The organism is Microbacterium resistens NBRC 103078 (genome assembly GCF_001552355.1).
GTDB classification, from domain to species: domain Bacteria; phylum Actinomycetota; class Actinomycetes; order Actinomycetales; family Microbacteriaceae; genus Microbacterium; species Microbacterium resistens.
Genome location: NZ_BCRA01000003.1, coordinates 28,318 through 47,925, shown reverse-complemented (window position 1 = coordinate 47,925; position 19,608 = coordinate 28,318). Strand labels below are relative to the sequence as shown.

Genomic DNA, 19,608 nt, shown 5'->3' with positions numbered 1-19,608 from the left:
CGGCGTCCTGGCGCGGGGCACGGACGGGGCGCCGATCGTGCTCTCCGACGGGCGGTCTGTGATCGACGGCGCGCCCGCGTCCGCCGTGTTCGCGCCGTCCGCGGTCCGGGTCCGCGCGGGGGGCGACGCCGCGGAGGAGGCGCGGCCGAACGCCTGGGCCGGCACCGCTGCGCTCCTCGAACCCGTTCCGGGCGGCGTCCGGATCCGCACCGCGGAGCACCCCGACATCGCCGTCGACTGCCCGGCCCCCGCCGCCGCGACGCTCGGGCTCCGGCCCGGCCTGCGGCTGGGGTTCACGATCGCCGAGACCGACGTCTCCGTGCGCTCCTCCGCCTGAGCGGTGGTACGGTTATCGACTCGTAAGGGGGTGGACGATGACGATCCCACCGATTCCCCGCACCGCAGAGGGCGGCGTGGGCGCGCGGCGGCTGCCGTCGACCGGCCTGCTCGCAGACCGTCTCGACCGCCCGATGCGGGATCTGCGGATCTCCGTCACCGACCGCTGCAACTTCCGCTGCGGCTACTGCATGCCGAAGACCGTGTTCGGGCGTGACTACGCGTTCCTGGACCGCGACGAGCTGCTGACCTTCGACGAGATCGAGCGGATCGCGCGGATCGCCGTCGCCCACGGGGTCCGCAAGCTCCGCCTCACCGGCGGCGAGCCGCTGCTGCGCAAGGGCATCGAGGAGCTCGTGGCCCGCCTCGCGGCGCTGCGCACGCCCGAGGGCGACGGGCCGGAGATCGCGCTCACGACGAACGGCTCCGCCCTGCCCGTGAAGGCCGCGGCGCTGCGCGAAGCGGGTCTCGACCGCGTGACGGTGTCCCTGGACTCGCTCGACGACGCGCTGTTCCAGGAGATCAACGACGTCCGCTTCCCCGTCGCCAGGGTCCTGGACGGGATCGACGCGGCCCTGTCCGCCGGATTCCCGACCGTCAAGCTGAACATGGTGGTCAAGCGCGGCCTGAACGACGGCGAGATCGTGGACATGGCGGCCCGCTTCAAGGGGACCCGGTGCACGCTGCGGTTCATCGAGTTCATGGACGTCGGCACCTCCAACGGCTGGTCCCTCGACGCCGTCGTTCCGTCCGCCGAGGTCGTGGACCGCATCTCGGCGGTCTTCCCGCTGGAGCCGGCGGAGGCGACGGCCCCGGGCGAGACCGCCCAACGCTGGCGCTACCGGGACGGAGAGGGCGAGATCGGCGTGATCTCGTCGGTCACGCAGGCCTTCTGCGGGACGTGCAACCGGGCCAGGATCTCCACGGACGGCAAGCTCTACACATGCCTGTTCGCCGACGAGGGGCACGACCTGCGCGCCCTGCTGCGGGGCGGGGCCGACGACGAGCGGCTGTCGGCGGCGATGGCCGGGATCTGGGGCGCGCGTGACGACCGCTACTCGGATATCCGCTCCAGCCTCACGCCGGAGCTGCGCGCCGCCCGCCAGCGGATCGAGATGAGCTACATCGGCGGCTGATCCCGGTCCTCATCGGCTCTCGAGCGGGCTCAGAGCCCCACCCACTCCGAGACGCCGTCGTCGTAGTGCTGGCGCTTCCAGATGGGGACCCCGCGCTTGATCTCCTCGACGAGCCGCTCGCACGCGGCGAAGGCCTCGGCGCGGTGCCCGGCGGACGCGGCGGCGTACAGGGCGACATCCCCGATCCGGAGATCGCCCACGCGATGCGTCGCCGCGACCCGCAGGCCCGTCTCGGCGGCGACCCGCTCGACGATCTCCGTGAGGAAGCGGGCCGCCTCGGGATGCGCGCGGTAGTCGAGCGCGCGCACCGGGCGGCCGCCGTCGTGATCGCGGACGACCCCGCGGAACGTCACGATCGCGCCGTGCGCGTCCGAGCCCACGGCGGCGTCCACCGCGGCCTCGTCGATCGGCCCCTCGGCGATCGCCGGCGCTGTCTCGGTCATGCTCGAACCCCTTCTCCGGCCGCGGCCCCCGCGACGTCCTCGACCGCGGGCGGAGCCGGATCGGCGCCGCCCTGCCCGGCCTCCACCTCGCCGCCGATCGCGACGAACGCGCGGATCCCCCCGGCGAGATAGCGGGCATCGATCCCGCGCTCCCGCAGCGTCCGCACGGCACGACGGGACCGTGGATCGCGCTCGCAGTAGACCACGACGGGCGCGGGTCCCTCCGGATCCTCGCCCGCGTCGAGGCGACCCAGCGGCAGCAGGCGGGCTCCGGGGATCCGGCGCAGCGCGGTCTCGTCGGGCTCCCGGACGTCCACGAGCCGCACGGGCTCTCCGGCGCGGATCGCGCGCAGCACCTCGGCCGCGGAGACGGCGTCGCGCTCATCGCGCTCGCCGGCCGGCGACTCCGGCTCGAGAGCCGTGATCCGAGGCGCGTCCTCGTCCGCACGGTAGGCGATCTCCCGGGTGCGCGCGGTGAGCGCGTCGTACACGAGCACACGCCCGAGCAGCGGCTCCCCGATCCCCGTCACCAGCTTGATCGCCTCCGTCGCCAGGAGGGAGCCGATCGCCGGGCACAGCGTCGGGAGGACGCCGCCGAGCTCGCAGGACAGCGCCTCGTCGCCGGAGGGCGGTTCCGGGAAGAGATCGCGGTAGGTCGGGCCGTGGCCGCGCCACGCGATGCCGACCTGGCCGTGGAATCGCAGGATGGCGCCCCACACCAGCGGCTTGCCCGCGAGATCCGCCGCGTCGTTGGCGAGGAAGCGCGTCGGGAAGTTGTCGCTGCCGTCCACGAGCAGGTCGTAGTCCTCGAGGAGGGCGGGGAGGTTGTGCGCTCCGAGCCGCTCGCGGTGAGCGTGCACGACGGTGTCCGGATCGATGGCCCGCACCGCGTCGGCGAGCGAGTCGACCTTGGCGCGCCCGAGATCCGCCACGCCGTGACTGAGCTGGCGGTGGAGGTTCGACAACTCGACGACGTCGTCGTCCACGACGCCGATCGTGCCGACCCCGGCCGCGGCCAGCATGGGCACGACGGCGCTCCCGAGTCCGCCGGCCCCGATGACGAGGACGCGCGCGGCCCGCAGCCGACGTTGCGCGTCCTCCCCGAACCCGGGGAGCATCAGCTGACGGCTGTAGCGGGTGATGCGCGCGGGGTCCAGGGCAGGACCCGGCTCGACGAGCGGGAGCATGCCCGAAGTCTACGCGGGCTTCTCCACTCTGCGGCAGAGTTCTTCCGCCATGCGAACATAAGTTTCCACGTGCGGGGTAGGATGGGGGAATGGTGAACGTGACGGTCCGGTACTTCGCGGCGGCTGCCGAGGCCGCGGGCCGGGAGCAGGAGGACATCGCGCTGCCGGAGCAGCCGACGCTCGCCGCCCTGCGCGACGTGCTCCTGGAGCGCTACGGCGACGCCATGGGCGCCGTCCTGCGATCCGGTTCGTTCCTCGTCGACGGCGTCGTCCGCCGTCGCTTGGACCACCCCGCACACGGTACCGTCGACATCCTGCCCCCTTTCGCCGGAGGATGACGCCACGACGGCACCCCCGCCCCGACGCCGGGCGACGACACGAGCGGAGACCCCATGAGCGAGCTGACCCACCTGCGCGAGGACGGATCCGCGCACATGGTCGACGTGACCGACAAGGCCGTCACGCGTCGCGAGGCCCGCGCCCAGGCCGTGCTGGTCACCACCGAGGAGGTCGTGGCGAAGATCGCCGACGGCTCGCTGCCGAAGGGCGAGGCGCTCGGCACCGCGCGGCTGGCAGGGATCATGGGCGCGAAGCAGACCTCCGCGCTGATCCCGCTGTGCCACCCGCTCCCGCTGACCAAGCTCGCCGTCGACCTCGAGCCGAGCGGCGACCGCGTGCGGATCGTCGCGACCGCCGTCACCACCGGGGTCACCGGCGTGGAGATGGAGGCGCTCACGGCGGCGAGCGTCGCTGCGCTCACCCTCTACGACATGATCAAGGCCGTCGACAACCGCGCCGTCATCACCGACGTGTGCGTCCTCGCGAAGTCCGGCGGCAAGAGCGGCGACTGGACCCGCGAGGCCGAGTGAGCCGAGCCCCGCTCATCGTGCCCGGCGGCGCGTGCGGCGCACCCACGCCCCCGCCGAGTCCGACGACAGCGCCAGCAGCGCGACGCACTGCAGCGTGGCGATGAGGAGGGTGCCGTCGAGCCCCGGGACCATCGAACCGTCGAGATAGTCGATCGCGACGGTGAGGATCCCGAGCGTGAGCAGCACGATGAGGACCGCCCGCGCCCGTCGTCCCCGCCGCAGCACGAGCACCGCCATGACCACCTGGGCCGCGACGATCCCGGCCAGAACGAGCACGATCCCCGCCGTGACGACACGGACGTCTCCCGGGGATCCGGCGAGCGCCTCCCACAGGTCCGGGTCGAGCAGGATCGTCAGAAGCTGGATCACGCCGAGCACCATCACGATCACGGCGCCGGCTGCCACCGCCAGCGGCATGCGACGGACGACGTCCTCCGGCGTAGGGGTCTCGTGCGCGGGACGCGGGGCGTCCGCGGGCGGGGTCGGGGCGGCGACCCCGGTCAGGTCCACGATCGGGAGGTTCCCGTCCGTGACGAAGCGGTCTCCTCCGCCGTTGCGGGCGTGATAGCCCGTGGTGAAGTCGTGCAGCAGCCGCACCCGCACCGCCGGGTCGGCCTCCTGCAGCGAGGACACGACGTGATCGCGCTCGACGTCGGTGTTCTCATCGATGCGATGGGTGACCTGGAGCGTGAAGAACGACAGCCCGACGTCCGTGTCGTAGGTCCCGGCCCCCAGCCAGTCCGTGCGGGCCCCGCCGGGCAGCAGCCACCCCTCCGGGGTGTGCCAGAACCGGACGTGGTGGCGCTGCTTGGGGTTGCCGGCCACCTCCTGCTGGTACGCCACGTCGTGGCGGCGACCGAAGAGCATGAGCGGTGAGACCGGCGCGGTCGGATAACTGCGCCGGGTGAGCGTGGAGGCGATGATCCCCCAGGTCGAGGCGGCCGTGATCTCGTCGGCGCGGTGCCAGCCGGCCGCGGACATCGCCGCGTCGAGCTGCGCGGCCGAACCGTCCGCGCCGAGGTTCACCGGATCCCCGAGCAGGCCGTCGGCCGTCCGGGTCCGGCCGAAGAAGTAGTCCGGGACGTACAGGTCCGACAGCATGCGGTGGAGCCGGGGAAGGGCGAGATACGCGAGGATCGCCCAGACCGGGATGAAGAGCAGCCACGCCCAGGGCGTCCGGAACCCCTGCACCGCGATCACGACGGCGAGCCACACGGCGGAGGCGGTGCCGATCAGGAACGCGACGCGATCGAACACCGTCGCCGGAGGCAGCGGCTGCTGCATCTGCACCGCCCACCGGCGGCGCGTGTGGTGGTCGTCCGTCGCGCTCATCCGCCTCTCCCCGGTGGTTCCCGTCGCCGTGCCGCTCGGCTCAGCCCGCCAGGCGCTCGCGCAGGAGCGCCAGGTCGGCGTCCTCCAGCCCGCCGGCCCGCAGATACGCGGCGGCGCCGCCGCGCTCGTCGGTCCACGCGAGCGCGGCCTCGATCGCCGCCGGGGGCGTCGCGGTCACGAGCGCTTCGATCTGCGGCACGCGCGGAACGCCCCACGACTCCGCGCGTGCGAGCATCCGCTCGGCCCAGGGGCCGGCGAGGTTCGACGCGCTGACGGCGTAGTCGGCCACCACGGCGTCGCGCTCGGCTCCGACGGCGTCCAGCAGGAGCGCGGTCGCGACCCCGGTGCGGTCCTTGCCCGCGGTGCAGTGGATGAGGACGCCGGAGCGCTCGTCGGCGGAGCGGGCGACGATCCGAGCGACCTCGGCGAAGGAGGCCGCCCCGCTCTCCAGCATCCCGACGTAGAGCCGGTCCAGCGTCGGGATCCGCTCCAGCAGAGCCCGAAGTGCCGCGGGATCGGCGAGCGCCGCCCCGGCGCCGGCCGGCATCGACATGGCCCCCTCGAGGATCGACAGCGTGACGGTGCGCAGCGCCGGGCTCTCGGGCAGCAGGTTCGGCGCGTCGCCGCGCTCGGCCTCTGTGCGGAAGTCGACGATCGTGCCGACACCCGTCGCCGCGAGGTCGTCCCGCCCCGCGTCCGTCAGGGAGGACAGCGCGTCGGATCGGTAGAGCACGCCCGACCGGGTCTCGCCGCCCGAGCGCAGCGGGGTGCCGCCGGTGTCGCGGGAGTTGTACGTTCCGTCGATGAGCGGGGCGGCGGACGACGACATGGGCACTCCTCGGCTCGGCGGCGGGCGACGCGGACGCGACGCCGCTCCCCCGAGCGTAGCGACCGCCGCCCGCCGGCGCCCGCGTCATCGCGACCACTCCCGATCGGATAAGATGGTCAGGTTGTTCCTTCCTGGTGACGTGTCCGAGCGGCCGAAGGAGCACGCTTGGAAAGCGTGTGTTGTGCAAGCAACCGAGGGTTCGAATCCCTCCGTCACCGCCAGACGTAGAAGGGGCCTCGCGAAGCGGGGCCCCTTCTACGTCTCCCCGGGCACTGCGGGATTCGGGGAGAAGCACGCCGAAGGCGAGCATCGGAGTCCCTCCGTCACCGCCGCGCTGTCCGCTCATCCGGTCACGGCGAGCCCGTCGCGGATCGCGTCGGCGACCCGATCCGCGGCCTCCACGGGGGCGAGGTGGCCGACGCCGTCGAGGATCAGGGGTTCCGACGCCCCTGGGATCGCCGCGCGGAGCCGGTGCGCCTGCTCCACCGGGATCCACGGGTCCTCCCCGCCCCACCCGATCGTGACCGGGCAGCGGATGTCCGCGAGACGTTCGACGAGCGGCCTCGTATCGGCCGGGCGGAGCGCGGCGATCTGTCGGTAGAACCCCGACTGGCCCTCGGCATCCGTCCACGGCTCGCGGAGGACGGCGAGCGCGGCGGCAGGCAGCGTCCCGTTCCCGGCGCCCGCGATGTACTCCGTCACCAGCGCGGCGTGCAGCCGCGGCGGCAGAGCGGCGAAGACGTCCGCGTGCTCGGCGACCAGCCGGAAGAACGGGGAGCCCCACGGATCGAGGGTCACCACGTCCCAGAGCGCGAGGCTCGCGTAGTCCCTGCCCTGCCGCAGGTGAGCGCCGAGCGCCACCGCTCCCCCGACGTCATGGGCGACCACGTGCGGTCGCGCGAGTCCGAAGCGGTCCAGGAGCGCGGCGAGCCGGGCGCCCTGCGTCCCGAGACCCAGCGGAACGGAGGGATCCTTCGTCGACCGGCCGTATCCGGGCATGTCCCAGAGCAGGACCGGCCGGTGCCGCGCGATGTCGATGGCCGCCGCCGCCCAGACCCGGGCCGACCACGGCGTGCCGTGGCAGAACACGACCGTGTCGGACACCGGGCCGTCGCCCAGGCGGTACGTCGCGATCGTCGCGCCGTCGAGCTCGACGAGGACCGGATCGGGCAGCGACGGGATCGTGACGACCATGACCGCACCCTACGCGCGGCCGCCGACACGCTCCCTCAGCCCACAGGCGTCCGGATCCCGAGGATCGTCGTGCCCTCGGGGGACGGCAGAGGGAAGAAGCCGAGGCGCTCGTAGAACGCGGCGGCGGCGGTGTTCTCCGGGTTCATCCCGAGATGCAGCGCCGGCACGCCTCGACGGCCGAGCTCGGCCAGCAGGGTCTGCACGAGCTGACGCCCGAGGCCGAGGCCCTGCGTCTCGGGGAGCAGGTCGATGTGCAGGTGTGCGGGGTACTCCGCCGCGTTCGGCTCCCTGCCGGGACCACGGCCGTCGGCGTAGTCGAGCAGCCGGTCCTGGCGCGTGGGCTCGGCCTCGCCGGAGCGGCGGTAGCGATCCCGACGGCTCGGCCACCACTCGTCGCGGAACCACCGTTCGAACTCGTCCGTGTCCGCCGTGGACACGATGTAGCCGATCGTCCGTGCGTCGTCGGACTCGACGACCCAGCACAGGCCGGGATCGTGCACGGCGTACGGCACCGCGAACAGGTCGCCCCACAGGGCGTCGTCCGCGAGCATGCCGGTCGCGTCCCCGCCCGAGTCCGCCGTCTTCAGGCACACCTCGACCAGGGCGTCGCGGTCGGCGGGACGATACGGACGGATGTGCGGCACGGGGGCTCCTCGGGGCGAAGAAGGCGGGGTGCGATCAGCCTATCGACCCGGCGCCGAGGGCGTCGGCGGCCCTGCGACCTCCCGGCGACGAGCCGGGTCGACCCACGCCCAGAAGGCCGCGGCGAGCACCAGCCCGACCCCGACGCCGACGAGGGCGCCGCCGACGGTGTCGCTGAACCAGTGCACGCTGAGCACCGTCCGGGAGAAGGCCATCGCGACGATCCAGACCATGCCGCCGAGCACCGCGCCACGGCCGGGGAAGAGGATCCACAGCACGACCGCGATCGTGGCGGCGTTGGCGGTGTGGCCGGACGGGAACGAGCCGAAGTCGGAGGCGACGAGCAGGTCCTCCGGTCGCGCGCGGCCCAACAGGTGCTTGATGCCCTGCACCGCCACGGCGCTGCCCGCGAAGGCGACGAGCGCGAAGAGCGCGTGACGCCATCCGCGCCGCCACAGCGCGAGACCCGCGATCGCCAGGGGGATCAGGAACGTCGCCACCCAGCCGCCGCCGATCACGTTCATCGCGAGGGCGAAGCCGACGAGCCCCGGCAGTCGCAGCCCGCCCATCGCGCCGTTCCACGCCTCGTCCAGGGCTTCCGGGAACGGCGCGGACAGCCCGACGAGGACGGCCAGGACGGCGGCCAGTCCGAGGCACGAGAGTCCCGCGATGAGGGCGGCGCGTCTGGTCATCCGCCCATTCTGCCGTCCAACGCCGTGACGGTCGTTGAGCGAGCGGAGCGAGACGACACGCGGTGACCCGATGCGGGGGCGCTTCGTCTCGTCGCCGGGCTCCTCGCTCGGCGACCAGGAAGGGCCGCCGGGCGTGCCGAGGCGTCCGCCGCGCGGTCGCGACGGACGCCTCGGTCCCGATGTCCTCAGCCCTTCGTCGACCCCGCCAGCAGTCCGCGCACGAAGTACCGCTGGAGAGCGAAGAACACGATGAGCGGGACGATGATCGACACGAAGGCCCCTGCGGTGAGCAGATGCCAGTCGTTGCCCCTCGTCCCCGTGATCTCCGCCAGCAGCTTCGTGATCGGCGCCGCGGCTCCGTCGGCGAACACGAGCGCGACGAGCAGGTCGTTCCAGACCCAGAGGAACTGGAAGATCGCCACGGACGCGATCGCCGGCATCGTCAGCGGCAGCACGATCCGGAAGAAGATCTGGCCCCGCGACGCTCCGTCCACGCGCGCGGCCTCGATGATCTCCCCCGGGATCTCGGACATGAAGTTGTGCAGCAGGTAGATCGCCAGCGGCAGGGCGAACATCGTGTGCGCCAGCCACACCTGCGCGTATCCGCCGGCAGCGCCCAGCGGGAGCGTCACCGGCAGCCCGAACAGGGTCAGCCCGCGCGAGAACGAGCTGAGCAGCGGCACGAGGGCCATCTGGATCGGCACGATCTGCAGGGCGAACACGAAGATGAACAGCGCGTTGCGTCCCTTGAAGTCGATCCACGCGAACGCGTACGCCGCCATCGAGGCGATCATGAGCGGCACGATCGTGGCCGGGATCGTGATCGCGATCGAGTTGACGAACGACTCGATCATGGTCAGCTGCGTCGTCCCCGACTGCAGCACGTCCACGTAGTTCTCGCCGGTCACCCGCGGGTTCAGGAAGAACTCCCACCACCCGCTGCTCTGGATGTCGTCCCGCGGGCGGAACGACGAGATGAACAGGCCCAGGGTCGGGATCGTCCACAGGATCGCGATCAGGATGGACGCCACCGACGCCCATGGCCGGGACAGGCGCTTGCGGGCGCGACCGGCGGAGGCGTCCAGCCCCCGACCGGTGGTGATCGCGCGCGTCGTCGTCTCCGGCGCGGTGGAGGAACTCGTCGGGGCGCTCATCGGATCTCCCGCTGCTTCTGGATCTGGCGCGCGTTGTAGATCACGATCGGCAGCACCAGGATGAAGAGGATCACGGCCAGCGCGGCGCTGCGCCCGCCCTCGAACTTGGTGAACTGGGTGTACATCTCGTTCGCCAGCACCGAGGTCTCGTAGTTGCCGCCCGTCATGGTGCGGACGATGTCGAAGACCTTCAGGGAGGCGATCGAGATCGTCGTGAGGACCACGATCAGCGCCGGCCGGATCGCCGGCACGGTCACCGAGATGAACCTCTGCCATGGGTTGGCGCCGTCGAGCTCGGCGGCTTCGAGCAGCTCCGCCGGCACGCCCTTGATGGACGCGGAGAGCACGACCATCGCGAAACCGGTCTGCACCCAGATCAGCACGACGATGAGGAACAGCGTGTTCCACGGCGGGTTCAGCAGCCACTGCTGCGGCTCTCCGCCGAACCAGACGAGGATCTGGTTCAGGAGGCCGATCTGGTCGAACTCCTTGCCGCGGTACTCGTACATGAACCGCCAGATGATGCCGGCGCCGACGAACGAGATCGCCATCGGCATGAACACGAGCACCTTGTAGATCTTCTCGCCGCGGGTGCGGTCGATGAAGACGGCGTAGGCGAGTCCGACGATCGTGGAGACCGTCGGCACGAGCAGCACCCACACCACCGTGTTGAGCACGACGCGGAGCCCGTCCGGCTGTCCGAAGATCCACAGGTAGTTGTTGAGGCCGACGAAGTCCTTGCCCGACGAGTTCATGAACGAGGCCACGAACGTCTGCAGCGTCGGAAGGATCAGGCCGACCATGAGCAGCAGCATCGCGGGCGCCATGAAGGCCACGAGCTGGATCAGATAGCCCTTGCCCTCGCGCGATCGATAGTCGAGGAGGAAGAAGAGCCCTCCGACGGCGACGGCGACGCCCATCGCCCAGTAGTAGGAGTTGAACACCCACATCACGATCAGCGGGATGAGCAGGCACATCGCCAGGCGGATGCCGGTGTAGAGCGCGCCCGATCGGGGCGCGATGTCGACGAGGAGCAGGATGATCGCCACCACCAGCGCGAACGCGATGACGACGACGACGGCCTGCAGGATCGGGTGCATCGTCCCGATCCATTGGAAGAACGCGGTCACAGGTGTCCCTTCCCCATGGTGCGAGGACCGGAAGGCGGGCCGCCCCCGTGGAGCGACCCGCCTTCGCGATCGATCAGCCCTGCGGCCAGCCCGACTCGATCTGGCTCAGGACCTCGTCCGTCGCCGTCCCGTTGATCCAGGCCACCATGCCCTTCCAGAACGTGCCCGCACCCACGGCGCCCGGCATCAGGTCGGACGCGTCGAAGCGGAACGTGGTGTCCGGGTCCTGCAGGATCTTGATGGTCTCCTGCAGGATCGGGTCCTTGGCGTTCTCCGGGTCGAGCCCGTTGTTCGCGGAGGTGACGCCGCCCAGGCTCACCCGGCTGTTGGCCCACTCGGGGCTGGACAGGTAGGCCAGCACCTTCTGCACGGCCGGCTTGTCGCTGAACGCGCCGACGATCTCCCCCGCGCCGGTCACCGACTTCTGCGCCTCGTCCACGCCCGGGAGCATGAACGCCCAGACGTCGCCGTCCTCGGCGATGGTCGTGCCCTCGGGGAAGAAGCCGGAGAGGAACGACGCCTGGTGCGTCAGCGCGCAGGAGCCGTCCGCGACCTTCGCGGCGACGTCGCCGAACGCCGTGGAGTTGATGGAGCGCACGTCGCCGAAGCCGGCGTTTACGTAGGCGGGGTTGAGCAGGATCTCGCCCACCTTGTCGAACGCGTCCTTGATCTCCGGGTCCGTGAACTTGACGTCGTTGGTGATCCACTTGTCGTAGACCTCGGTGCCGCCTTCGCGGAGCACGTAGTCCTCGATCCAGTCCGTTCCCGGCCAGCCGGTGGCGGTGCCGGACTCGAACCCGGCGCACCAGGGCGCCGAGCCGGTCTTGGACTGGATCGTCTGCGTGAGGGCGACGAGCTCGTCGAGGGTCTTCGGCGGGGTCACGCCCCACTCGGTGAACTTCGCCGGCGAGTACCAGATCCAGCCCTTGACGTTCGCCATCAGCGGCGCCCCGTAGAACGTGCCGTCGACCGTGCCGTAGTTGACCCAGTCCTCGGTCCAGTACTCGTTGGCGTTCTTCTCGACCTCTTCCGGCGCCGGCTTCAGGAAGTCGCGCGAGGCGAAGTCGGCGAACAGGCCCGGCTGCGGGAAGATGCCGATGTCCGGCGGGTTGCCGCCCTGCGCGCGCGTGCCCACCTGCGTCTCGAAGTCCTGGCTGCCCTCGTACTTGATCGTGATGCCCTCTTTGTCGGCCCACTCCTTCCAGGACTCCTGGAGCAGCTTCGCCTCGTCATCGACGATCGTGCCGTAGACGGTGACGGTGTTGTCATCGCTGCCGCCTCCGCCTCCGCCGCCTCCGGGGGCCGCCCCGGGGGCTCCGCATCCGGCGAGCGCGACTCCGGCCGCACCGAGCAGGGCCAGCGGTGCGAGCCGCCGATAGCGCTGTGACAGAGCCATGTGATCTCTCCTCTTCGAGTCTCACGATCCCCGTCGCCGGGCCCAGCGCCCGCGACGTCGTAATCAGGAACCGATTCCAGGCCAAACTACTGGCCTTTCACTCACCCGCACAATCCCGGCAACATCACAAGCCGGCAAAGTTTCCGGCCTCCCCGAACGCTCGATCCGGCCGGGCGTGGGAGCGCTCCCGCGAAATCATGCGGGAATCGTGATGGAACCGGTTCCGCATCGCGGCCGCGCGGCGCTACCCTGGCAGAGCCGCGCAGCGCGGCCGAGGAGGGCCCCATGAGCACGATCGCGGACGTCGCCGCGCGCGCCGGCGTCGCCAAGGCGACGGCGAGCCGTGCGCTCAGCGGCACGGGATACGTGGCCGAGGCGACGCGCGAGCGGGTGCGACGCGCCGCGGAGGAACTGTCGTACGTGGCCCACTCCAGCGCGACGAGCCTCGCGACCGGCCGCACCCGCGCCGTGGGCGTGGTGATGCCCTCCGTCGCGCGCTGGTACTTCGCGGAGCTGCTCGCGGGCATCCAGCACGCGCTCATCGAGAACGGTCTCGACCTGGTGCTCTACAGCGCCGTCGAGGGCAGCAGCGACCGGGCGCGCATGCTCGATCACGCGCTGTCGCGTCGCCGCTTCGACGGCCTCATTGCGGTCTGCATCCAGCCGGCGGCGCACGAGCTGGAGCGCCTGGCGGCCATGGGCCTTCCGCTCGTCACCGTCGGCCCCGTGGAGCCGGGCCTCACCGGCAGGGGCGGCATGAGCATGGTCTCGATCGACGACGCCGCCGCCGCGCGGGTCGTCACCGAGCATCTGATCGACCTCGGCCACGAGGACATCGCCTTCGTCGGCGGGATCCCGGACACCGTCCGCTCCGGGCTCGGAGACGAGATCCGCGCCGAGGGCTACCGGTCGGCGATGACGGCGGCGGGCCTGGCGGAGCGGGTGAGGGTCGTGCGCTCGGCGTCGACGATGCCCGACGCCTTCGTCGCCGCTGCGGACCTGCTCGGCGACCGCCGCCGGCGCCCGACCGCGATCGTGGGCGTGTGCGACGAGGCCGCGGTCGGGGCCATCATCGCGGCACGGCGGCTGGGGATCGCGGTGCCGTCGGAGCTCAGCGTCATCGGCATCGACGACCACGGCTTCGCGGAGATGTTCGCCCTCACCACCATCCGGCAGAGTCCCCGCGCGCAGGGCGCCGACGCCGTGCGGCTGCTGCGGATGCGTCTGGAGTCGCCCGAGGCGCGTGCGGAGCGCGTGATCGCCCCGGCGACACTGGTGGTGCGTTCCTCCACCGCCGCGCCGCGCTCCTGAGGGGCCGGCGTTCTTGGAACGCACGAAGGCCCCGGGCGAACCCGGGGCCTTCGCAGAGCTGTCGGCCGTGCGGCCGGTGCCGGGGCGACACCGCGAGGCGGTGGCGACCCGGCGGGGCTCACTTGAGGGTGACCGAAGCGCCGGCCTCCTCCAGAGCGGCCTTGGCCTTGTCGGCGGCCTCCTTGTTGGCGCCCTCCAGGACGGCCTTGGGGGCACCGTCGACGAGAGCCTTCGCCTCGCCGAGGCCGAGCGAGGTGAGCTCGCGGACGACCTTGATGACCTGGATCTTCTTGTCGCCGGCGGCCTCGAGGACCACGTCGAACGAGTCCTTCTCCTCAACGGCGGCGCCACCGTCGCCCGCGGCGGGGGCACCCGCAGCGGCAACCGCGACCGGAGCGGCAGCGGTCACGTCGAAGGTCTCCTCGAAGGCCTTCACGAACTCGGAGAGCTCGATGAGGGTGAGCTCCTTGAACGCGTCGAGCAGCTCCTCGGTGCTGAGCTTTGCCATGATGTTTCTCCTTGATTTGGGGTTCTACGACGCCGGGGCCTGGATCAGGCCGCGGACTCCTGCTTCTCGCGCAGCGCGTCGACCGTGCGGACGGCCTTCGACGGCAGAGCGTTGAAGACGAATGCCGCCTTCGTCATCGAGGCCTTCATCGCGCCGGCGAGCTTCGCCAGCAGGACTTCACGGCTCTCGAGGTCGGCGAGCTTGTTGACCTCATCCGCGCTCAGCGGGTTGCCATCGAAATAGCCGCCCTTGATCACGAGAAGAGGGTGTGCCTTGGCGAAGGCACGCAGGCCCTTCGCGACGGCGACCGGGTCGCCGTGCACGAACGCGATGGCCGAGGGACCCTTGAGGTCCTCGTCCAGCGACGAGATCCCCGCGTTGTTCGCGGCGATCTTGGTCAGCGTGTTCTTCACCACGGCGTACTCCGCGTCCTGACGGATGCTGTTGCGGAGCTCCTTGAGCTCGGCAACCGTCAGACCGCGGTACTCGGTGAGCAGAACGGCGGTCGAGTCCTCGAAGTTCTTCGTGAGCTCGGCGACCGATGCTTCCTTCTGCGCCATGGCCACTCCTTGTGTGTACGAGATGCCTCACGGAGGTGGGGCATCGACCTCGACTCCGGTGGTTCCGGGCGCTGCGGGCAAGAAAAAACGCTCCGCGCAAGCGACGGAGCGTGGCCGGTCATCCGGCGAAACGATCATGTCCCCTGCGCGGGCCCCTGCTGAGCAGTGCTTCGATCGTCATACTCGCGCACGACGATGACCGGCGGTCTTCGGTTGGCTCCACTGTACGCGATCCCCGCGTCCCCCGCCAAATCGTGCGGCCGGGCAGCGACGCGGCGGCGTGTACGGCGGGACGCGTCGGCGGGGCGGCGTACGCTCGGAGGGTGACCCCGGAACTCGAAGCGCGCATCGTCGCGGACTCGCGCGACCGGGTCGCGTGGCTGCGGGCGCGGGCGCGGGGGATCACCGCCACCGACGTCGCCGGGCTCACCAGCGAGCGCTCGATCGCCCGCGCCGCCGACGCCAAGCTCGGCGCAGGGCCCCGCTTCGTCGGCAACGCCTATACGGACCACGGACGCCGCCGCGAGCCCGAGATCGCGGCCTGGGTCGCCGCCACGCACGGGATCCTCCCCTCCTCGGCCCTCTTCCGCTCCGCGGGAGAGGCGCGCCACCTCGCCACGCCCGACGGGATCATGGTCGATGCCGAGGGCCGGATCCTCCTGGCCGAGATCAAGACCACCAACAAGTCCTGGCGGGCCATTCCCCGCACCTACCTGCGGCAGGTCTGGTGGCAGCAGCACGTCCTGGGCGCCGAGCGCACCCTGTTCGTCTGGGAGGAGCACGAGGACTTCTCCCCCGTCCACGACGAGCCGCACTGCGTATGGATCGACCGGGACGAGCGGGAGATCTCCCGGCTCGTCGGGCTGGCGACGGACCTCATCGACGAGCTGTACCGCCGGACGACCGGCCGTACGCCGCCGAGCCGGACCGCGGTGCCGGCGGAGAGCCGGCGCGAGGCCCTGCGCGAGCGGGACATGTTCCGCGCCCTCGCCCTCGCCGACTGACCCGTCGCGCAAGCGCGGGCGAAGCCCGGGCCACGCCGAGGTGGAAGAGTGGAGCGATGAACGCCCGCCGCATGGACCTCTCCTGGATCGCCGACCTCGATCCGACCGGCACGACGGTGGCGTCCTACACCTTGCTTTCCCATGCGGCGACTGTGCGGGTCCTCAACCCGGCGCACGACCGGGCCGGGAACCCGGTGTCATGGGCATCGGTCGGCAGCGCGCCGTTTCGACTCCGCAGCGACGTGCAGTGGACGGACGTGCAATCGCGCAGCGACCGGACCGACATCGAGGAACCCCTCATGGGCACCGTCGACGACGCGGTCGCCGTCGCTCTGCTCGCCCATCTCGCCCCACTCGGCCCCATTCTCGTCGCACAGTGGGAGGGATACGCGGACGCCGACGTCGACGCGCGCGGCGACGCGCTCCACGTCGAGTTCCCGCCGGAGCGACCGTGCACGGTGAGCGCCGTCCACGCCGATGACCTTCTCCGGGCGCGAAGGAGACCGATGCGTTGGTGGGATCCGGGACGCACCTGGATGGCGGGCAACGACATCTACGCCCGAAGCCTGTTCGTCAGCGGCCCGGAAGCCCTCATCTCAGGCCTCCTGGCCGACCCCGCGCTCGAGGCGTTCCGTGTGAGTACCGGCGACCAGGTCCTCCCTGAGGACCGCACATTGCGGACCCGACCGACCAGGCGCTGAGCCTCCGGGGGTCAGCTGTAGGTGCAGGTGGGCTGGGTCAGCGGGCCGAGCAGTCCCTGGGTATAGGTGAACGTCCGCTCGGTCGCCGACGTCCACGCCCCGATGCCCGTGCGGAACTTGGCCGTGAAGCTCTGGCCGAGGAGGCTTCCCAGCAGGCCGCTGAGCAGCGAGTTCGTGAACGTCGTGGTGTAGACGCCGTTCACCGGCCCCGTCGTCGGCATGCTCTGCCACTCCCCCGTGCCGATCTTCCACTGCGCATTGGAGACGGGGAAGGCGTCGTAGGGCGGGGTCGCGGACGGCCAGGTCCACGTGATCTGCACCACGTCGCCCCCGAGCAGCACGCTCCGGCACAGCGGCACCCCGGTGATCGTCGGGGGCTGGAGCACGATCGTGGTCGCGACCGCCGTCGCCCGCTCGGTGTCCGTGTACGCCGCCATCGTCTCCTGCACCGGCACCGGCGCGCCGACCCCGGCCCCGACGCCGAGCAGCGCGAGGCCGAGGACGCCGGCCAGCAGCCGCCGGGCCGCCCTCATCGCTTCCCCTCCCCGTCCCCGCCGTCGGCGGAGGCGTCCGCGTCCCGGTCACGGCGCCCCCGACGGACCGCACCGAGGACCACCGCCAGCGCGCCGCCCACGAGCAGCACCGCTCCGACCACGATCACGGCGACCGGGACGTCCGCGCCGGTCGGGGGAAGATCGGACGGAGGGCCGATGCCCGCACCCTCGCCGAACCCGTCGGCGCGGACCCGCAGCTCGGTCGACGCCGCGGCGGCGGACGCGTCCGCGGACGGCGCCAGCGACACGTCGAGTCTCACGGCGCCGACGGCGTCCGCATCGAACTCGCCGAGCGGCACCCGCACTCCGTCTCGGCGCACCTCGACGTCGCGCAGGAGCACCGTCTCGCCTCCCGGGCACACCTCGCCCTGCCAGTCGTGCAGACACAGTCGTGCGTCCACGGTCAGTCCGACGCCGCCCGTCGCGACGAGGCCGACCACGATTCGTCCCGGATCCGGGGCGTCGGCGCTGATCCGGACATCCCAGCGCAGGGCGTCCCCCGCCGACAGCCGCGAGGCCGCCTCCCAGTCCGCGGTCGACTCGAGTCGCAGATAGCGCCCCTGCACGACCTCCGTCGTCGTGGCGGCGAGCGCCGGCGCCGCGACCCCGAGGACGAGGCCGAGCGCGAGGAGCACCGCACCGGCGCCACGGAGCCGGCGGGGACGCGACGCGACACTCATGTCCGCCGGTCCCTCCGCAGGGCGCCGCCGGCGACCGCGGCGACAGCGCCCACCGCACCCACGGGCGATGTCTCACCCGCACCCGTCGCCTCGCCGTCCGCGTCCGGGTGATCGCGGCCGCCCTCGCGCGGCCAGAAGGCCCACACCACGAGCAGCGCGGCCGCCACCGTGATCCCGCCCATGACCCACGGCGAGCCGAGCGCGACGATGACGTGCGCCACGGCAGGGACGGAGCCGCGCACGATCCGCACGGTCTCCACCGTGTAGGGGGCGGGATCCTCGACGTCGTTCGCGTCCCCCTTGAGCGTGAGCACCCGGGATCCCTCGGTCGGACCGGGTGCCGTCGCGGTGACCCGGTGCGTGACCGGCAGCTCCCCGGGCCGGTCGACCGTGACCACGTCCCCCACATGGGCGTCCGCGGCGGGGATCTGCTGCACGAGGGCCACGGATCCGGCCGGGATCGCCGGGCTCATGGATCCGGTCTTGAACATCATCAGGGAGAACCCGCCCGTGACGGCGAGGATCACGAGGAGGATGCACGCGGCCCCGCCGATCGCAGCCAGGGTCAGCGCCGCCTCCCGGGTGGCGCGTCCGACGGCGCGCAGGGCGCGTCCGAACCTCATTCCCGCCTCCTCACGCCGTCGGCGTCGTCGCCGTGAACGTCCAGGTCGGCCGCACATCCCCGCCCTGGGAGGCGTTGTCGGCTTGGACGGGAAGCTCCAGCACGACGCAGAACGTCACGATGTTCGTCCCGCCGGCTTGCAGCGCGCCCGTCGCCGTGGGGAGCGGGATGTTCTGCACCCCGGTCGCCACGGCCGTCGTGGGCGTGCTCGTCGTGCACGACGGCGCGGCGGACGGATCCGTGGTGGTCGAGACCGCGACACCGACCTTGAGCGCGTTCTGCAGCGCCGCACTGGCTCCGGTCGGCGCACTCGTCCCGTCGGCGCCCGTCACCGTCACGGCGGACAGGCTCACGGTGCCGGGAACCGTCCCCTTGTTCCGGATCTGGATCCACGCGGCGCGCTTCTGCGCGGGGTAGAGACCCGTGGCCGCGAGCGGGAGCTGCACGACCGGCGTGCGCGGAGAGTCGACGAACGCCCCCAGGTCGGTGCGCGCCTCGATCGCGAAGGTGCCGGCGGTGATCGTCGAGGTCGCCGCCTCCTGGTCCGTCCAGGCGGCGAACGTCAGAGACGCGCCGACGCCGAGCACGAGACCGCCCGCGAGCAGCGCCCGCAGCCGACGGGAGCGGGCCCTCGTCCGTTCCCGTCGCCGGCGTCGCGTCGTTTCGCGTCGGCTCACGACGGACTCAGCTCGACGTGGCCGTGAACGACCAGGTCGCCGTCGCGTTCGCGCCCTGGACCAGACCGGTGCCCGCCGTCACCACGAAGCAGAGCTGCTGGGCCGCGCCCGGGGTGGCCGCGTCGGCTCCCTGGGCGAGGGCGAGGTCCGCACCGTCCGTGAAGGCGGACAGCGAGGTGCCGGACGCCACCAGGGAGCCGGTCGTCGCCGACGCGTTGCACGCGGCGCCGGCGGCGATCGCGTAGACCGAGTACGAGAGGTTCGCCTCGTTCCCGCCGGTCCCGGCGGCGACGGCGGTGGCGGTCAGGGAGGCGGGCGTCGTCGTGCCGGCGGCGAGACGCACCCAGAACGGCGCGTAGACGACATCGCCCGGCGTCAGGTTGTCGGCCAGCGGCAGGGTGAACGCCAGCGACGCCGCCGCATCCCCCTCGTCGACGTTGTGGTCGTCGTACCCGGCGGTCGCCGACGTCGTCGAGCCCTCCAGGTTGAACTGCCCGGCGCCGAACGTACCGGTCGCGAACTCGGAGTCGTTCCAGGCGGCCAGCGTGACGGCCGCGCCGACGCCGAGCACGAGCCCTCCGGCCAGCACCGCCATCACCTTGCGGCGATCGGTCTTCTTCGACATGCGTGTCTCCCCTCGGGAATCGGGTC

The 19,608-nt window shown here is 71.9% G+C and carries 23 protein-coding genes, 1 tRNA gene and 1 pseudogene; 8 read left to right on the top strand and 17 right to left on the bottom strand.

The window, feature by feature from the left end; all coding sequences use genetic code 11:
• Positions 1-337 (top strand): annotated as a pseudogene (locus MR1_RS19955) (hypothetical protein); the annotation flags it as partial.
• Positions 338-374: 37 nt separating this feature from the next.
• Entirely contained in the window at positions 375-1,472 is a 1,098-nt protein-coding gene (gene moaA / locus MR1_RS00620) for a GTP 3',8-cyclase MoaA (protein WP_067242370.1), read from the top strand.
• 29 nt (positions 1,473-1,501) lie between these two features.
• On the opposite strand, the gene MR1_RS00615 is transcribed toward moaA, so the two are convergent.
• Positions 1,502-1,915: a molybdenum cofactor biosynthesis protein MoaE gene (locus MR1_RS00615; RefSeq protein ID WP_067242367.1), complete on the bottom strand. Its 414-nt coding sequence runs from the start codon at positions 1,913-1,915 to the stop codon at positions 1,502-1,504.
• Positions 1,912-3,102 (bottom strand): ThiF family adenylyltransferase, encoded by a 1,191-nt coding sequence (locus MR1_RS00610; protein WP_084344249.1) that lies wholly within the window; start codon positions 3,100-3,102, stop codon positions 1,912-1,914. Before MR1_RS00610 ends, MR1_RS00615 begins: the two co-directional genes overlap by 4 nt.
• Before the next feature lie 89 nt (positions 3,103-3,191).
• On the opposite strand from MR1_RS00610, the gene MR1_RS00605 reads away from it, so the two are divergent.
• Together MR1_RS00605 and moaC are read left to right on the top strand one after the other, a co-directional pair.
• Entirely contained in the window at positions 3,192-3,440 is a 249-nt protein-coding gene (locus MR1_RS00605) for a MoaD/ThiS family protein (protein ID WP_067242365.1), read from the top strand.
• A gap of 54 nt (positions 3,441-3,494) precedes the next feature.
• Positions 3,495-3,971: a cyclic pyranopterin monophosphate synthase MoaC gene (gene moaC / locus MR1_RS00600; protein WP_067242360.1), complete on the top strand. Its 477-nt coding sequence runs from the start codon at positions 3,495-3,497 to the stop codon at positions 3,969-3,971.
• A 12-nt stretch (positions 3,972-3,983) separates the two neighbouring features.
• Here the strand turns inward: moaC and MR1_RS00595 are convergent, their stop codons facing one another.
• Both MR1_RS00595 and MR1_RS00590 read right to left on the bottom strand, forming a co-directional pair.
• A complete protein-coding gene (locus tag MR1_RS00595; RefSeq protein ID WP_067242358.1) occupies positions 3,984-5,303 on the bottom strand; it encodes an LssY C-terminal domain-containing protein in 1,320 nt (439 codons plus the stop codon).
• A 40-nt stretch (positions 5,304-5,343) separates the two neighbouring features.
• Entirely contained in the window at positions 5,344-6,132 is a 789-nt protein-coding gene (locus MR1_RS00590) for a tyrosine-protein phosphatase (RefSeq protein WP_067242355.1), read from the bottom strand.
• Positions 6,133-6,265: 133 nt separating this feature from the next.
• Here MR1_RS00590 and MR1_RS00585 point away from each other — a divergent pair.
• Positions 6,266-6,353, top strand: a tRNA-Ser gene (locus MR1_RS00585).
• A gap of 121 nt (positions 6,354-6,474) precedes the next feature.
• Here the strand turns inward: MR1_RS00585 and MR1_RS00580 are convergent.
• The 6 genes from MR1_RS00580 to MR1_RS00555 form a co-directional block, all read right to left on the bottom strand.
• A complete protein-coding gene (locus tag MR1_RS00580) occupies positions 6,475-7,326 on the bottom strand; it encodes an alpha/beta fold hydrolase (protein WP_067242351.1) in 852 nt (283 codons plus the stop codon).
• Between the two features lie 35 nt (positions 7,327-7,361).
• Positions 7,362-7,970: a GNAT family N-acetyltransferase gene (locus MR1_RS00575; RefSeq protein WP_067242347.1), complete on the bottom strand. Its 609-nt coding sequence runs from the start codon at positions 7,968-7,970 to the stop codon at positions 7,362-7,364.
• Positions 7,971-8,009: 39 nt separating this feature from the next.
• The gene (locus tag MR1_RS00570; protein WP_084344248.1) at positions 8,010-8,660 is read right to left on the bottom strand and encodes a phosphatase PAP2 family protein; all 651 of its coding nucleotides are present in this window, start codon (positions 8,658-8,660) and stop codon (positions 8,010-8,012) included.
• Positions 8,661-8,845: 185 nt separating this feature from the next.
• A complete protein-coding gene (locus MR1_RS00565; protein ID WP_067242344.1) occupies positions 8,846-9,814 on the bottom strand; it encodes a carbohydrate ABC transporter permease in 969 nt (322 codons plus the stop codon).
• Positions 9,811-10,944, bottom strand: coding sequence for a carbohydrate ABC transporter permease (locus tag MR1_RS00560; RefSeq protein WP_067242340.1), 1,134 nt, complete (start codon positions 10,942-10,944; stop codon positions 9,811-9,813). Before MR1_RS00560 ends, MR1_RS00565 begins: the two co-directional genes overlap by 4 nt.
• Positions 10,945-11,017: 73 nt before the next feature.
• Positions 11,018-12,340, bottom strand: coding sequence for an ABC transporter substrate-binding protein (locus MR1_RS00555; RefSeq protein ID WP_067242337.1), 1,323 nt, complete (start codon positions 12,338-12,340; stop codon positions 11,018-11,020).
• 285 nt (positions 12,341-12,625) lie between these two features.
• Between MR1_RS00555 and MR1_RS00550 the strand changes: the two genes are divergently transcribed.
• Positions 12,626-13,651, top strand: coding sequence for a LacI family DNA-binding transcriptional regulator (locus tag MR1_RS00550; RefSeq protein WP_067242334.1), 1,026 nt, complete (start codon positions 12,626-12,628; stop codon positions 13,649-13,651).
• 118 nt (positions 13,652-13,769) lie between these two features.
• Here MR1_RS00550 and rplL read toward each other — a convergent pair whose 3' ends face one another.
• Positions 13,770-14,159, bottom strand: a complete 390-nt coding sequence (rplL, locus tag MR1_RS00545) for a 50S ribosomal protein L7/L12 (RefSeq protein ID WP_067242331.1) — start codon at positions 14,157-14,159, stop codon at positions 13,770-13,772.
• A gap of 44 nt (positions 14,160-14,203) precedes the next feature.
• Entirely contained in the window at positions 14,204-14,719 is a 516-nt protein-coding gene (gene rplJ, locus MR1_RS00540) for a 50S ribosomal protein L10 (protein ID WP_067242328.1), read from the bottom strand.
• A 323-nt stretch (positions 14,720-15,042) separates the two neighbouring features.
• On the opposite strand from rplJ, the gene MR1_RS00535 reads away from it, so the two are divergent.
• Both MR1_RS00535 and MR1_RS00530 read left to right on the top strand, forming a co-directional pair.
• A complete protein-coding gene (locus tag MR1_RS00535; RefSeq protein ID WP_067242325.1) occupies positions 15,043-15,723 on the top strand; it encodes a YqaJ viral recombinase family protein in 681 nt (226 codons plus the stop codon).
• A gap of 56 nt (positions 15,724-15,779) precedes the next feature.
• The gene (locus tag MR1_RS00530; protein WP_067242322.1) at positions 15,780-16,424 is read left to right on the top strand and encodes a hypothetical protein; all 645 of its coding nucleotides are present in this window, start codon (positions 15,780-15,782) and stop codon (positions 16,422-16,424) included.
• Between the two features lie 11 nt (positions 16,425-16,435).
• Here the strand turns inward: MR1_RS00530 and MR1_RS00525 are convergent, their stop codons facing one another.
• The 5 genes from MR1_RS00525 to MR1_RS00505 are packed head-to-tail and all read right to left on the bottom strand — an operon-like array spanning position 16,436 to position 19,582.
• The gene (locus MR1_RS00525) at positions 16,436-16,957 is read right to left on the bottom strand and encodes a hypothetical protein (protein WP_067242318.1); all 522 of its coding nucleotides are present in this window, start codon (positions 16,955-16,957) and stop codon (positions 16,436-16,438) included.
• Positions 16,954-17,658, bottom strand: a complete 705-nt coding sequence (locus MR1_RS00520) for a hypothetical protein (protein ID WP_067242315.1) — start codon at positions 17,656-17,658, stop codon at positions 16,954-16,956. Before MR1_RS00520 ends, MR1_RS00525 begins: the two co-directional genes overlap by 4 nt.
• Entirely contained in the window at positions 17,655-18,281 is a 627-nt protein-coding gene (locus MR1_RS00515) for a S24/S26 family peptidase (RefSeq protein ID WP_174522496.1), read from the bottom strand. The genes MR1_RS00520 and MR1_RS00515 overlap by 4 nt, the downstream gene beginning before the upstream one ends.
• 10 nt (positions 18,282-18,291) lie before the next feature.
• Positions 18,292-18,957: a SipW-dependent-type signal peptide-containing protein gene (locus tag MR1_RS00510; protein WP_067242312.1), complete on the bottom strand. Its 666-nt coding sequence runs from the start codon at positions 18,955-18,957 to the stop codon at positions 18,292-18,294.
• A gap of 7 nt (positions 18,958-18,964) precedes the next feature.
• A complete protein-coding gene (locus MR1_RS00505) occupies positions 18,965-19,582 on the bottom strand; it encodes a SipW-dependent-type signal peptide-containing protein (protein ID WP_067242309.1) in 618 nt (205 codons plus the stop codon).
• Between the last annotated feature and the right edge of the window lie 26 nt (positions 19,583-19,608).